The sequence below is a fragment of the Streptomyces sp. NPDC093221 genome (assembly GCF_044753885.1).
GTDB lineage: Bacteria > Actinomycetota > Actinomycetes > Streptomycetales > Streptomycetaceae > Actinacidiphila.
In genome coordinates, this window is the sequence record NZ_JBIVOA010000011.1 from 1 (window position 1) to 12547 (window position 12547).

Here is a 12547-nt window from a genome sequence, read left to right on the forward strand (position 1 = left end):
CGCGGCTGTCGGACAGGAACGTCGCGCGGGCGAAGACGCGAGCCATGTCCGGGTCGGTCGCGCAGAACGAGGCGGTCAGCTCCTGGCCGAGTTCCGGGCGGTCCGCGTTGCCCATGATGACCGGGGCCATCGCCGCCGACCAGCCCAGATAGTTCGACTCCAGCGACTCCAGCAGCTCGTCGATGTCCTCGGCGCTGAACCCGCCCCGGTAACCGTCGTCGTCGATGTAGCAGGGCGACGGCGCGACCATCACCAGCCGGGACAGACGCCGCGGGGCCTTCGCCGCGGCGAGCACCCCGACCATCGCGCTGACCGAGTGCCCCACAAACGTCACGTCCCGCAGGTCCAGCTCCTCGCAGACCTCCAGTACGTCCCGCGCGTAGCCCTCCAGGGAGCTGTAACGCCGCTCGTCCCAGGCCGACGGGTCCGCCCGGCCGGAACCCACGTAGTCGAAGAGCACCACCCGGTAGCTCTCAGCCAATGCGGGAACCACCGTGCGCCACATGTTCTGGTCACAGCCGAACCCGTGCGCCAGCAGGAGCACCGGCCCGTCTGCACAGCCGGTGACGGTGACGTTGTTCCTGCGACGGATATCCATACCCGCCAGTTTCCCATCCCCCCGCCCCACCCCGGGCAGCGACCCGAGGCCGTGGCGGACTGCGGCCCGGCTTCCATCACCGCCGTCCGGCGGAGCGCCGTGCGAAGGGGGGCTCCGATCCCGTTCCGCCCGGATCGGCCGCTCTGCTGTTCCCTGGCCGTCAGGGGCGAGAGCAGCCATTGGCCCGCGTCAACGCCTGAGGGCACCGCAGGAGCCGAGACGTCGACACAGGGTCGCGGCTCGTGCCGTGCCGGTCAGCGGAGGCTCCCCCCCTGCGGCTCAGACAGGGTCTCCGTCGGCGACGCTCGGTGTGGGGTCATGGGCGAGGTCGACCGGCGGCAGGTCGCGTACCTCGTCCTTGGTCAAGCTGAGCCGGACGTCGCCGGTGACGCTGACGACCGCGTCGATGGGGATCGCGACGCGTCGCTTTCCCCACAAGTGGCCCTCGTCCAGCAGCACATGGCTGACGTGGTAATCACCCGTGTCCACGGCCAGGCCCTGGACCCGGCCGATCTCACCGTCGGTCGCGTGCACGGCGTCACCCCGGCGGATCTCCACCTCGCCGGTGGGAATACGGTCCCGCGTGATGAGGCGCGGCCCAGGAACCGGGAGAACGGGCCTCATGGCGACCGCGCCTGTCCCCATACCGAGTCCGTAGTAGGGGAGAGCGAAAATCTCGCCGCCCGCATAGCCCCACTCATTGTCCGGTGCGGGCACAAAATGCTTCTCGTCGGCGCTCGACAGAGCCTCGAACTCGGCCGTGGTGCAGTGCAGTGCGATCCGTGCGGCGGACTGGTCGATCAGACCGACAGGTACGAGGCGGCCGGCCGCGTGGTGGTACTTGGGCTCGATCACCAGGTGAGTGAGGGTCCTGGCGACCGGGTCGACGACCACCCGGCGCAGGACCCCGAAGGCGCCGTCCTCGTCGGAGACTTCTGCGCCGATGGTGAAGGGCCTCGTCGTGAGTGTCATGGCTTTTCCTCGTTCCGCATCGTGTGCGGACGCCCAGTGAGATCAGTGCGGGCGCCGGGGCGGTCGGTTGCGTACGTCGTACGTCCGGCCCCGCTGCGCAGTCTGTCCCGCGCACCCGCGGTCCGCGCAGATGCCGAACGGCCCTTCCAGGGGCCGAAGGGCCCTGCTCGGCAGTTCCCGTCGATCCACCGTCGCGGATGGATGCGTCCGATGGGATTATCACCTCGGGCCATGGTCGACGTGGTCGAACGCCGCTACAGTTGCCGTGACGTCCGTGACCCCGGCGGCATACCGCACAGTCGATACGGACGTACCTGAGGCGAGTGAGACGATGATCCATCGCCCGACCATCCGAGTGCTTCCGAGCGAGCTTCCGGACCGGCCCTGTCGCCTCCGGACTGCGCTGTTGGCGTGGTTGCCTCCACTCGCGTAACCGGGCCGCATGCCTCGCCACAGGCTCCGCACCAGTGCCCGGGCACCGCGTGACCGGAGCGCGGCACCGCGCGGCATTCCTTCCGCAGGTTCGCTCAACTCGTGCTCAATTCAGCGCCCGCGCCCGGTGACCGGGACCCGCGCTTCGAAAAGAGGTCCGCAGTGACTCTGCGCAGAACGAAGCCGGCCGCCGCTTCCACCCGGAACCGCGAAACCGAGCGACTCCTCGCCCGCCGACGCTCGATCATCATCTGGTGCGACCGCCACCTGATCGCCATCCACGCCCTGTCAGCCCTGATAACGGACGATCCGGTCGTGGTCGAAGCCGCCATGGCCGAAGTGCTCGCCGCACCGGACTCCGTCATCACAACGCATCGGACGCGCTCTTCACCTGTCCCACCTCACGTCCCCCACATAAGGGACCGGTGCCCCGAGACGGCGTCGGTCGCGCTCGACCGGGTGGAGCTGGCGCTGATGCTGATCGGTGACCAGAGCTGCGCCGACGCCTCGCAGCGGCTCGGAGTCTCCGAACGCTCCGTCAGCGTCCGCCTGAACGCGGGGTTGTCGGCCCTGTTCGCCCCGTGCGACGGCGATTCGGTCCGCTCCGTACTCCATGGTCTCCCGACCGTCCCCGTCCGCCGCGATTGACCCTGTCCGGCATTGAGGTCGCAAGCGGACGAACCGGTCCCCCGACGGCGCGTCTCACCGCGGCTTTCCTGACGGCCCCGCCGCGGCGGGATTCTGCCGCACGGCGATCCTGCGACCGGTGACCCGCCGGGGCACGATGGTGATCCGCCTCGAATGCGGTATCCGTGCCCGCCGCCTGTGCGGGCAGCGCGTCCGGTGCGGTTCTGAACGACACATTGCCCTGCGCAACCAGCTCCGCGACCGTCGTCTCCAGCGCGTTCGCCAACCGCGGCAGGAACGTGACGCCGGGCACAGCGGCCTCCTCCTCCACAAGCTGGAGGTAGCCACCCGCGGAACCAGCCCGTCCGGCGACCTCCTCGCGACTCAGCCCCAACTGCTCGCGCCGCGGCCGCAGGAGGTCAGCCGGCCAAGGCCGTCGCCACGGGGGCCACGGGCGGGAGTTCGCTGTGCCGGGCTGTGGTGCGGAGCTCCGGAACCGTAACGACGGGGCAATGGGATTCCCTGACGCACGCGCGGGTCACCGGACCGAGTTCGGTCGGCGAGCCGTCCCTGTACAGGCTCTGCCCGAGCGTCAGAAGCAGAGCGTCGTCGCTGTAGCGCAGGAGTACCGCGACCGGCGGCCCCTCGGCCAGCACCGCCCGCACGTCGGCGCCCGGATGGGCCATCCGGACTGCGGCCACCGCGACTTGGACCAGCCTCTGCCCGGACTCCCGGTCCTCGGCCGGTGTACGGCGCTCCGCCACGGTGGCATACGGCGCACGCCGACGGACCGACGGCTCCCAGGCGTGCACCGTCACCAGGGGCACCTTGCGTGCCTCCGCTTCCGCCACGGCCCATCGCAAGGCAGCAAGGGACGCACGGGAACCGTTCACCCCGACGACGATCGGCCGCGCTCCGGAAAATTCCCTCAGCTTGGTCTTTTGGATTTTCATAACTCCACGATGGTGCGGCACCGGTACGGCGGCCAAGGGCCGACCGGCTCTCCGAAATGGATTTGCGGCCAGTCCTCAGGAGAATCCGGTGGACGCAGGGGGCCGCTGAGCCGGAGAGGAGGGACCACCCGGCCCTACCGACGACGATCTGGCGCGGCGACGATGCGGATATGAACTACAGGACTGCGCAGACGAGTTGGACGAACGGGAGCGTCTGAGGGCTGCTGATACGACCTCCACCGGTCACATCCTCTCCGCCCGTCACGCACCGCCCGCGGTCCTGCCAGTCGATATGTCCTGGACCAGGAATCCGCCATCCTTTCTGAGGAGCAACGCAATGGCACTTCTGATTTTCCTTCTCGTCATCGTGGTCATCCTGGCCATCGTGGCCATCGCCATGGCGGTCAAGGTGATCAAGCAGTACGAGCAGGGAGTTCTGTTCCGGTTCGGGCGGCCGGTCGGTGCTCGTCCGCCGGGGCTGCGGTTCATCGTTCCGTTCGTCGACGTCCTGCACCGGGTGTCGCTGCGGACGGTCACCATGCCCATCCAGTCCCAGGGCATCATCACCCGGGACAATGTGAGCGTCGATGCGTCGGCCGTCGCCTATTTCCGAGTGGCGGACGCCGTGAAATCGGTGATCGCGATAGAGAACGTGAACACGGCGATCAATCAGATAGCGCAGACGACCCTGCGCAAGGTCGTCGGCCAGAACACCCTCGACCAGACGCTGTCAGAAACTGACCGGATCAATCTGGACATCCGCGAGATCCTCGACGTGACGACCACCGAATGGGGCGTCGAGGTCACCTTGGTCGAACTCAAGGACATCCAACTGCCCGACAGCATGAAGCGCGCGATGGCCCGCCAGGCGGAAGCCGAGCGGGAGAAGCGAGCGAAGATCATCAACGCCGAAGGCGAATCGATGGCCGCCGCCGCGCTCGGCGACGCCTCGGACATCATGATGGACCACCCGCTGGCGCTCCAGCTCCGCAACCTGCAGAGCCTGGTCGAGATAGGCGTCGACAAGAACACGACCGTGGTCTTCCCCGCCCCCCTCATGAGCACCATCGGCGAGCTCGGATCCTTCCTCGCCCGTGAGAAGGCAGCCGCCGCGGCCCCCGTACCGCCGACCGGCATGGTGAAGACCGTCCCCGTCCCCGTCCCCGTACTGAACGGCTCCAACGCCAACGCATCGGTGTGATCGACCGGTAGCGGCAGCCCGACGTGGACCGCCGGACTGCCGCTGCCGAGCCCCCAGCGTGGGCCGTCGTGAACAGAGGCGAGGAGGAACTCAGTTGAGTACGCAGGTGCACGATGAGGCGTCCGGAGAAACCTCGCACCCGACGAGTACGCACAAGACGGCGAAGAAGCGGCAGTTCGGACTGCCGACGGCCACCGCACTGGTCATCGGATCGGTGATCGGCACGGGAGTCTTCGCGCTGCCGAGTGCCTTGGCGCCGTACGGCCCGATCAGTCTGGTCGCGTTCGTCCTGGTCACCGTAGGCGCTCTGGCGCTGGCGTTCACCTTCGGGTCGCTGTCGAAGAGAGTGCCGGGTTCCGGCGGCCCGTACGTCTACGCCAGAGACGCCTTCGGGGACTTCGGCGGCTTCCTCAACGCGTGGTCCTACTGGATCACCGCCTGGGCCGGCAACGCCGCGATCGTCGTCGCGTGGGTCGGATACGTCGAGGTCTTCTGGAACACCGGGCACGCCAAGCTCTGGTCCGTCGTGATCGCCATGGCGGGTCTGTGGATACCCGCGGTCATCAATCTCTCCGGGGTGCGGAACATCGCCATCACGCAGAACGTCACGACCGTGCTCAAATTCATTCCCTTGCTGTTCATGGCCACCGTCGGGCTGCTGTTCATCAAGGCGCACAACTTCGGGCCGCTCAACCCCACCGGCACCTCGGCGACCGCGGCGATCTCGGCCGCCGCGGCCATCGCGCTGTTCAGCTACATCGGCATCGAGACCGCCTCGGTGGTGGCCGGCCGCGTACGTGACCCTCGGCGCAATGTCGGACGGGCCACGGTGCTGGGCACCATCGGCTGCGCCGTGGTGTACATCCTGGGCACGGTCACCGTGTTCGGCACGGTCTCCAACGCCGCCCTGCAGAAGTCCACAGCGCCGTTCACCGACTCGGCCGACGCCATCTTCGGCGGCCGTTGGGCCGGCCAGACCGTCGCCGTCGCGGCGATCGTCTCCGGCCTGGGCGCTCTGATCGGCTGGACCCTGGTCGTCGGCGAAATGCCCATGGCAGCCGCGAAGGACCGCCTGTTCCCGGCGGTGTTCGCCCGCGGCCGACGCGGCATACCCGCGTTCGGCATCATCAGCTCGACCTTCCTCGCCTCGGTCCTGACCGTGGTCAGCTACACGCGCTTCGAGAAGGTCTTCACCACGCTCGTCCTGCTCTCCGTGGTCACCGCCGTCATCCCCTATCTGTTCAGCGCGGCCGCGCAGTTGTACTGGCTCCTCACGCGCGGTCGGCAGACCCACTGGCAGCACCTGGTCCGCGACTGCGGAGTGTCCGCGGTCGCCCTCGTCTTCTCCTTCTGGTCGCTGGCCGGCAGCGGGTACCAGGCCGTCTACTACGGCCTGTTCTGCGTCCTGCTGGGTCTGCCCGTCTACATCTGGCTGAAGTCGGGGCGGGGCGAGTACGGCGAGAGCCTCGTCGTGCCCTTCGACAGCGCCGCCCTTCCCGAGGTCCCTGAGACCCCGGTGGGCAGTCGGCTCACCCCGGCGCCCGCCACCCGCACCACCGACACCGGAGAGATCCCGTCATGACGCGACCGACACAAGCTGTTCCCGCCGCCGAGCGCCCCGCCGACCGAGCCGCCGGGCAGACCAGGTCGACCCGCACGCCGGGAGTCCACTCCGAGGTCGGCCAACTGCGTGAAGCCGTTGTCCACCGCCCCGGGCTGGAACTCAGCCGCCTGACTCCCGGCAACTGCGACCAACTGCTCTTCGACGACGTGCTGTGGGCTGCCAGAGCCCGCGAAGAACACGACGCGTTCACCCAGGCCCTCCGCGACCGCTTCGTCACCGTGCACCATTTCGACGTACTGCTCGCCGAAACACTGGCCCTCCCCGAGGCCCGGGCGTTCGTGCTGGACCGCGTCTGCACGGCCGAACAGGTCGGACCCACCCTGGCAGCCCCGTTGCGGGCGCTCGCCGACGACACCGACTCCGCGACACTGGCCGAGCTGCTCATCGGGGGCGTCACTCGCACGGACCTGTCACCGCTGCGGGTACGCAGCCTGCGCTGGCAGACCCTGGACCCCGACGACTTCGTACTGGCGCCCTTGCCCAACACGCTCTTCCAACGCGACAACTCCGCCTGGATATACGGCGGCGTCACCATCAACCCGATGGCCAAGTCCGCCCGGCAGCGCGAATCGCTGCACAGCAGGGCTGTGTACGACTTCCATCCGCTCTTCGCCGACCGCACGTTTCCCCGCTACTACGGAGACGACGACAGCAATCACCAGCCGGCCACCTTGGAAGGCGGTGACATCCACGTCCTGGGGCGAGGCGCCGTCCTGATCGGAATGGGAGAGCGCTCCACCCCCATGGGCGTGGAAATCCTGGCCCGAGAGCTCTTCCGGACCGGTCAGGCCACCACCGTCATCGCCGTGCAGCTCCCGAAGTCCCACGCGTTCATGCACCTGGACACCGTCCTGACCATGATCGACACGGACACCTTCGTCCGCTACCCCAACCTCGACCCGAAGGACATGCGTACCTGGGTGATCGAGCCGGCCGACCCGCACGAGGTCGTCGAGCACGACACCGCGGCGCTGCACGTGGAGCAGCGCGACGACCTCTTCGCCACCATCGCCGACGCCTTGGGCATCGAGAAACTACGCGTCCTGTCCGCCGAGGAGGACGCGCGAGCCGCCGAGCGAGAGCAGTGGGACGACGCCAACAATTTCCTCACCATCGCCCCCGGCATCGTCGTCGGCTACGAACGCAACACCGTCACCAACAGCATGCTGCGCGACAACGGCATCGAGGTCATCAGCATCCCCGGCAGCGAGCTGGGCCGAGGCCGCGGCGGAGCCCGGTGCATGACCTGTCCCACTCAGCGCGACGGCATCTGAACCAGCTCCGCCCCGCCCGCACGCCGCCGTACCGCTCAGAAACGAGGTCCGCCCCATGACGACGACCACCGCCCCGACCACAGCCTTTCGGCATCCCGGTTCGCTCCTGAAGGAGACCGACCTCGACAAGCAGCAGTTCCTCGCGCTGATCACGCGCGCGGCGCAGCTCAAGCGCGACAGGGCCGGCGGCACCGAACGGCCCGCGCTGACAGGCCGGAACATCGCGCTGGTCTTCGAGAAGAGCTCCACCCGCACCCGCTGCGCATTCGAGGTCGCCGCACACCAGCAAGGCGCCCATGTCACCTACCTCGGGCCCGAGGGCTCCCACATCGGTCGTGAGGAGTCGGTACGCGACACGGCGCGGGTGCTGGGCCGGATGTTCGACGGCATAGAGTTCCGCGGTTTCGCCCAGGACACCGTGGAGCAGCTCGCCGACCATGCCGGCGTCCCCGTATGGAACGGGCTCACCGACTCCTGGCACCCGACCCAGACGCTTGCCGACGTGCTCACCATGACCGAGCACCACCCCGGCCCCATGTGGCAGATCGCGTACTGCTTCCTCGGGGACGGCCGCAACAACGTCGCCCGTTCGCTTCTCGTCACCGGCGCCCTGCTGGGCATGGATGTGCGGATCGCGGCGCCGCGCGAACTGTGGCCCCCCGACGACGTCATCGCCACCGCCCGGAACCTCGCCACGAACAGTGGCGCGCGCGTCCTGGTGACCGAGGACGTCGAGCAGGCCACAGCGGGCGCCGACTTCGTCTACACCGATGTGTGGGTCAGCATGGGCGAGTCCGACGAGCAGTGGAAGACGCGCATTCCGCTGCTCCTGCCGTACCGCGTCACCGAGAAGGTCCTGCTCGGCTCCGGCAAGCCCGACACCAAATTCCTGCACTGCCTGCCCTCGGTCCACGACAGCAGCACACCACTCGGTCAGCGCCTCAACGACCAGTACGGGCTCACCGGCGCCGAGGTCACCGACGAGGTCTTCGAATCCGCTCGATCGATCGTCTTCGACCAGGCGGAGAACCGCCTGCACACCATCAAGGCCGTCCTCGTCGCCGCGCTGGGTGACTGAGGTGCGCATCGTCGTCGCACTCGGCGGCAACGCGCTCCTGCGTCGTGGCGAGAAGCCCGATGCCGCGCTCCAGATCGGTCACATCCGCGCCGCGGCTGAGGCCCTCGCCCCGCTCGCCGCCGAGAACGAACTGGTCATCTGCCACGGAAACGGACCGCAGGTCGGCATGCTCGCGCTCGAAAGCGAGAGCGACACCTCGTTGACGCGCCCCTACCCGCTGGACGTACTCGTCGCCCAGACCCAGGGAATGATCGGTTACTGGCTGGTCCAGGAACTGCGCAACGCCGGGGTGACCAAGCCGATCCTCAGCATCGTGACCCAAACGGTCGTGGACGCGGAGGACCCGGCCTTCGCCAGACCGACGAAGTTCGTCGGACCGGTCTACGACCAGCCGCAGGCCCGCCTGCTCGCCGAACTCCACGGCTGGGACATCGCCCCCGACGGCGGACGCTGGCGACGCGTCGTGTCCTCGCCCCACCCGCAGCGCGTCCTCGAACAGGGCACCATCACCCACTTGCTCAGGCAGCAGTCCGTGATCATCTGCGGTGGCGGCGGCGGAGTACCGGTCACCGAAGACGACGCCGGACGGATCCACGGCGTGGAGGCCGTCGTCGACAAGGACTTCACCGCGGCGCTGATCGCCATCAAGGTGAACGCCGACCGGCTGCTCGTCCTCACGGACGTGCCGGGCGTGATGGAACACTTCGGCACACCCCAGGCGATGCTGCGCAGGCGGATCAATGTGGACGACATGAGCCGGATATCCGTCCCTGACGGCTCCATGGGCCCCAAACTCACCGCCTGCGCCCGATTCGTCACCGCGACCGGCCGGAAAGCGGCCATCGGCTCGCTGTCCCAGGCCGCCGCGGTCCTGAACGGCAGCGCCGGGACCACCATCGCCGAACACCGGCTCGGACAAGTGGACGCGCGCTCCCGAAACGGTGGCCGACGCGCCTCGGTGGACGGGTGACTCGAAGGAAGTGCGCACGGTCGACTGAGACCGAACAAAGGGCATGACCCGCACAATTCGAGCTTGAGACCCGAGCTTGAGATCCGAGCTTGAGATCCGAACGCAAACGATCAGCAGGAGTTCCGATGAAAGATTTGCCCGTGGACCAGACCGACCGGATCGTCGTGGGAGTGGACGGCTCCGCCGGGTCCGAGGCCGCGCTGCACTGGGCGATGGAGTACGCCCGACAGGTGGGGGCGTCACTCTCGGCGGTCGCCGCATGGCAATACCCCAGTATGTACGGATACTCCTGGGGCTACCTGCCGTCCATGCCCGACGGCGGAAACTTCGCCATTTCGGCCGAGAAATGCCTGGAAGAAACCGTCGCGCGCGTCGTGAAGAACCAGAACGGCAGCACGGTCCAGGTGGCAACCCGCTCGGTGGAGGGGCACCCGGCACAAGTCCTCACTGACGCCGCACGCGACGCCCGGCTGCTGGTGGTGGGAACCCGGGGACACGGCACCTTCGCCGGCGTCCTGCTCGGTTCCGTCAGCCAGCACTGCGTCCAGCACGCGTCCTGCCCCGTCGTAGTCGTTCCGCAGCCGGTCGCGACCAGCGACCCGGCCGACGAATAACCTCGCAGGAAGCAGGTGACCCCACCTCGATCAACCGCGCCCGCACACCGCAGAACCGGCACCAGCTTCCCGAACTGGCGCGGGCTCAGCCCGGTGACCGGGACTATCCAGGACGGCTCGCCGATCTGCGTTGGTTCGCCCGGACAGGGCGGGGCATGCAGATGTCAGACCCGCGGACGTACGAGGCGCAGCTCGCCTCGATCGCGAAAGCCAGGGCTCGGGAGAACGACGTTGCTGAAGCCCAGGCCCGGAGGATGCCCGAGCCCCAACTCCGTTCTGCCGGGGCGCGGGCGCGGCAGCGCCGCAGGAGCTTCACCGGCCTCGACGGGTACGGGCTGCCGCCTGCGGTGCGGCTGCTCGTTGCCGTGCGCACCCGGCCCGGTGGGACCGGAACATCTGGCGCGGCTGCGCGAGCGCGGCGAGGTGACCCATGGGATCGAAACTTTCGGTGCCTCGGACGTGCTCAGAAGCCGTCCAGCTATCACCCTGACCAGCAATAGTTTCCGAAACTTCTCCGAAAGTGTTGACACGTTTCGCGGGCGTTTCCACACTGAGTCCCCGAGGCGACGGCCCTGCCGACTCGGTGGAGCCGGAACGGTCGACGCCTACGAATCCGCGGGCGTGTCCCGCGTGTCCCCCCACGTTCTGTGAATCGGTTACGGAGGCTCTGCGATGAGCACAAAGGCCATACCCCCGCCCCCGCCCGGGACCCGACGACGGCTCAGCCGTGTCCACCGGGCCGTCGTCGCCGTCGCGACCGGCTCGGTCGTGGCGGCCACGGCGGTCCTGGTGGCGGCGGCTCCCTCGGGCGCCGCCGCGACGTCCCTCGGCGCGGCAGCCGCGCAGAGCGGGCGGTACTTCGGCACCGCCATCTCCTCGGGCAAGCTCGGCGACTCGGCCTACACGACGATCGCCGACCGCGAGTTCAACATGGTGACGGCCGAGAACGAGATGAAGATCGACGCCACCGAGCCCCAGCAGGGCCAGTTCAACTTCAACGGCGGCGATCAGGTCTACAACTGGGCCGTACAACACGGCAAGCAGGTACGCGGCCACACCTTGGCCTGGCACAGCCAGCAGCCGGGCTGGATGCAGTCCCTCAGCGGCAGCGCGCTGCGCCAGGCGATGATCAACCACATCAACGGCGTGGTAGGTCACTACAAGGGCAAGCTCGCCCAGTGGGACGTGGTGAACGAGGCGTTCGCCGACGGCGGTTCCGGTGGACGACGCGACTCCAACCTTCAGCGCACCGGCAACGACTGGATCGAGGTCGCCTTCCGGACGGCGCGGGCGGCCGATCCGAACGTGAAGCTCTGTTACAACGACTACAACATCGAGAACTGGAACGACGCCAAGACACAGGGCGTCTACAACATGGTCAAGGACTTCAAGGCCCGCGGCGTTCCGATCGACTGCGTCGGCTTCCAGTCCCACTTCAACAGCGGCAGCCCGTATAACAGCAACTTCCGTACCACGCTCCAGAGCTTCGCCGCTCTCGGCGTCGACGTGGCCATCACCGAGCTGGACGTCCAGGGCGCGTCGCCGACCACGTACGCCAACATCACCAACGACTGCCTGGCGGTCTCGCGATGCCTCGGCATGACGGTATGGGGCGTCCGGGACAGCGACTCGTGGCGCAGCCAGGACACGCCGTTGCTGTTCGACAACAGCGGCAACAAGAAGGCCGCGTACACAGCCGTCCTGAACGCTCTCAACGCGGCCGGAGGTGGCACGACCACGCCTCCCACCACACCTCCGACCACGCCCCCGACCACTCCTCCCACGACCCCGCCGGGCGGCGGAAGCAACGGTCAGATCAAGGGGACGGGTTCGGGGCGGTGCCTGGACGTGCCCAACTCCACGACGACCGACGGCACGCAGGTCCAGTTGTGGGACTGCTCCGGCGGCAGCAACCAGAAGTGGACCTTGACGTCGGACGGCGAACTCAAATCCCTCGGCAAGTGCCTGGACGCGGCCGGCACCAGCAACGGCGTCAAGGCGCAGATCTACTCCTGCTGGGGCGGCGCCAACCAGAAGTGGCGCCTGAACTCCGACGGCTCCATCGCCAGCACCCAGTCGGGACTCTGCCTGGACGCGGTCGGCACCGGGACCGCCAACGGCACCCAGATCCAGATGTACTCCTGCTCCGGCGGCAGCAACCAGAAATGGACATGGGCCGGCAACTGACCGCGCCCCGCTTCATC

12 protein-coding genes and 1 pseudogene are annotated in these 12547 nt (G+C 68.2%); 8 read left to right on the top strand and 5 right to left on the bottom strand.

What is annotated here, in order from left to right; genetic code table 11:
- Together ACIQCJ_RS31260 and ACIQCJ_RS31265 are read right to left on the bottom strand one after the other, a co-directional pair.
- The coding region (locus tag ACIQCJ_RS31260; RefSeq protein ID WP_402713202.1) for an alpha/beta fold hydrolase at window positions 1-598 on the bottom strand (598 nt) is incomplete at its 3' end.
- 279 nt (window positions 599-877) lie between these two features.
- Window positions 878-1570, bottom strand: a complete 693-nt coding sequence (locus ACIQCJ_RS31265; RefSeq protein ID WP_401720281.1) for a PRC-barrel domain-containing protein — start codon at window positions 1568-1570, stop codon at window positions 878-880.
- Between the two features lie 594 nt (window positions 1571-2164).
- On the opposite strand from ACIQCJ_RS31265, the gene ACIQCJ_RS31270 reads away from it, so the two are divergent.
- Complete coding sequence (locus tag ACIQCJ_RS31270) at window positions 2165-2650, top strand: hypothetical protein (RefSeq protein WP_402713422.1); 486 nt, start codon at window positions 2165-2167, stop codon at window positions 2648-2650.
- On the opposite strand, the gene ACIQCJ_RS31275 is transcribed toward ACIQCJ_RS31270, so the two are convergent.
- Window positions 2541-3023, bottom strand: a complete 483-nt coding sequence (locus tag ACIQCJ_RS31275; protein ID WP_402713203.1) for a helix-turn-helix domain-containing protein — start codon at window positions 3021-3023, stop codon at window positions 2541-2543. The genes ACIQCJ_RS31270 and ACIQCJ_RS31275 overlap by 110 nt on opposite strands.
- A gap of 25 nt (window positions 3024-3048) precedes the next feature.
- Window positions 3049-3582, bottom strand: coding sequence for a universal stress protein (locus tag ACIQCJ_RS31280; protein ID WP_402713204.1), 534 nt, complete (start codon window positions 3580-3582; stop codon window positions 3049-3051).
- Window positions 3583-3919: 337 nt separating this feature from the next.
- Here ACIQCJ_RS31280 and ACIQCJ_RS31285 point away from each other — a divergent pair, with 337 nt between their 5' ends.
- The 6 genes from ACIQCJ_RS31285 to ACIQCJ_RS31310 all read left to right on the top strand — a co-directional run bounded on the left by ACIQCJ_RS31285 (window position 3920) and on the right by ACIQCJ_RS31310 (window position 10343).
- Complete coding sequence (locus tag ACIQCJ_RS31285) at window positions 3920-4783, top strand: slipin family protein (protein ID WP_402713205.1); 864 nt, start codon at window positions 3920-3922, stop codon at window positions 4781-4783.
- 94 nt (window positions 4784-4877) lie between these two features.
- Window positions 4878-6365 carry an APC family permease gene (locus tag ACIQCJ_RS31290; protein WP_402713206.1) on the top strand — a complete coding sequence of 496 codons (1488 nt, stop codon included), beginning with the start codon at window positions 4878-4880 and terminating at the stop codon, window positions 6363-6365.
- The gene (locus tag ACIQCJ_RS31295; protein ID WP_402713207.1) at window positions 6362-7681 is read left to right on the top strand and encodes an arginine deiminase; all 1320 of its coding nucleotides are present in this window, start codon (window positions 6362-6364) and stop codon (window positions 7679-7681) included. Before ACIQCJ_RS31290 ends, ACIQCJ_RS31295 begins: the two co-directional genes overlap by 4 nt.
- Before the next feature lie 55 nt (window positions 7682-7736).
- A complete protein-coding gene (gene argF, locus ACIQCJ_RS31300) occupies window positions 7737-8759 on the top strand; it encodes an ornithine carbamoyltransferase (RefSeq protein WP_355335120.1) in 1023 nt (340 codons plus the stop codon).
- A gap of 1 nt (window position 8760) precedes the next feature.
- Window positions 8761-9729, top strand: a complete 969-nt coding sequence (locus ACIQCJ_RS31305) for a carbamate kinase (protein ID WP_402713208.1) — start codon at window positions 8761-8763, stop codon at window positions 9727-9729.
- A 125-nt stretch (window positions 9730-9854) separates the two neighbouring features.
- Complete coding sequence (locus ACIQCJ_RS31310; RefSeq protein ID WP_402713209.1) at window positions 9855-10343, top strand: universal stress protein; 489 nt, start codon at window positions 9855-9857, stop codon at window positions 10341-10343.
- A 35-nt stretch (window positions 10344-10378) separates the two neighbouring features.
- Here the strand turns inward: ACIQCJ_RS31310 and ACIQCJ_RS31315 are convergent.
- Window positions 10379-10468 (bottom strand): annotated as a pseudogene (locus ACIQCJ_RS31315) (IS5/IS1182 family transposase); the annotation flags it as partial.
- 547 nt (window positions 10469-11015) lie between these two features.
- Between ACIQCJ_RS31315 and ACIQCJ_RS31320 the strand changes: the two are divergent.
- On the top strand, window positions 11016-12530 hold the full coding sequence (locus tag ACIQCJ_RS31320; protein ID WP_401307627.1) for an endo-1,4-beta-xylanase: 1515 nt from the start codon (window positions 11016-11018) through the stop codon (window positions 12528-12530).
- Window positions 12531-12547: the final 17 nt, after the last annotated feature.

What these genes read in the sequence shown, in the direction of transcription:
- ACIQCJ_RS31265 (WP_401720281.1), bottom strand. Translation starts at nt 1,570, where the DNA reads ATGACACTCACGACGAGGCCCTTCACCATCGGCGCAGAAGTCTCCGAC.
- ACIQCJ_RS31280 (WP_402713204.1), bottom strand. Translation starts at nt 3,582, where the DNA reads ATGAAAATCCAAAAGACCAAGCTGAGGGAATTTTCCGGAGCGCGGCCG.
- ACIQCJ_RS31285 (WP_402713205.1), top strand. Translation starts at nt 3,920, where the DNA reads ATGGCACTTCTGATTTTCCTTCTCGTCATCGTGGTCATCCTGGCCATC.
- ACIQCJ_RS31295 (WP_402713207.1), top strand. Translation starts at nt 6,362, where the DNA reads ATGACGCGACCGACACAAGCTGTTCCCGCCGCCGAGCGCCCCGCCGAC.
- argF (WP_355335120.1), top strand. Translation starts at nt 7,737, where the DNA reads ATGACGACGACCACCGCCCCGACCACAGCCTTTCGGCATCCCGGTTCG.
- ACIQCJ_RS31310 (WP_402713209.1), top strand. Translation starts at nt 9,855, where the DNA reads ATGAAAGATTTGCCCGTGGACCAGACCGACCGGATCGTCGTGGGAGTG.
- ACIQCJ_RS31320 (WP_401307627.1), top strand. Translation starts at nt 11,016, where the DNA reads ATGAGCACAAAGGCCATACCCCCGCCCCCGCCCGGGACCCGACGACGG.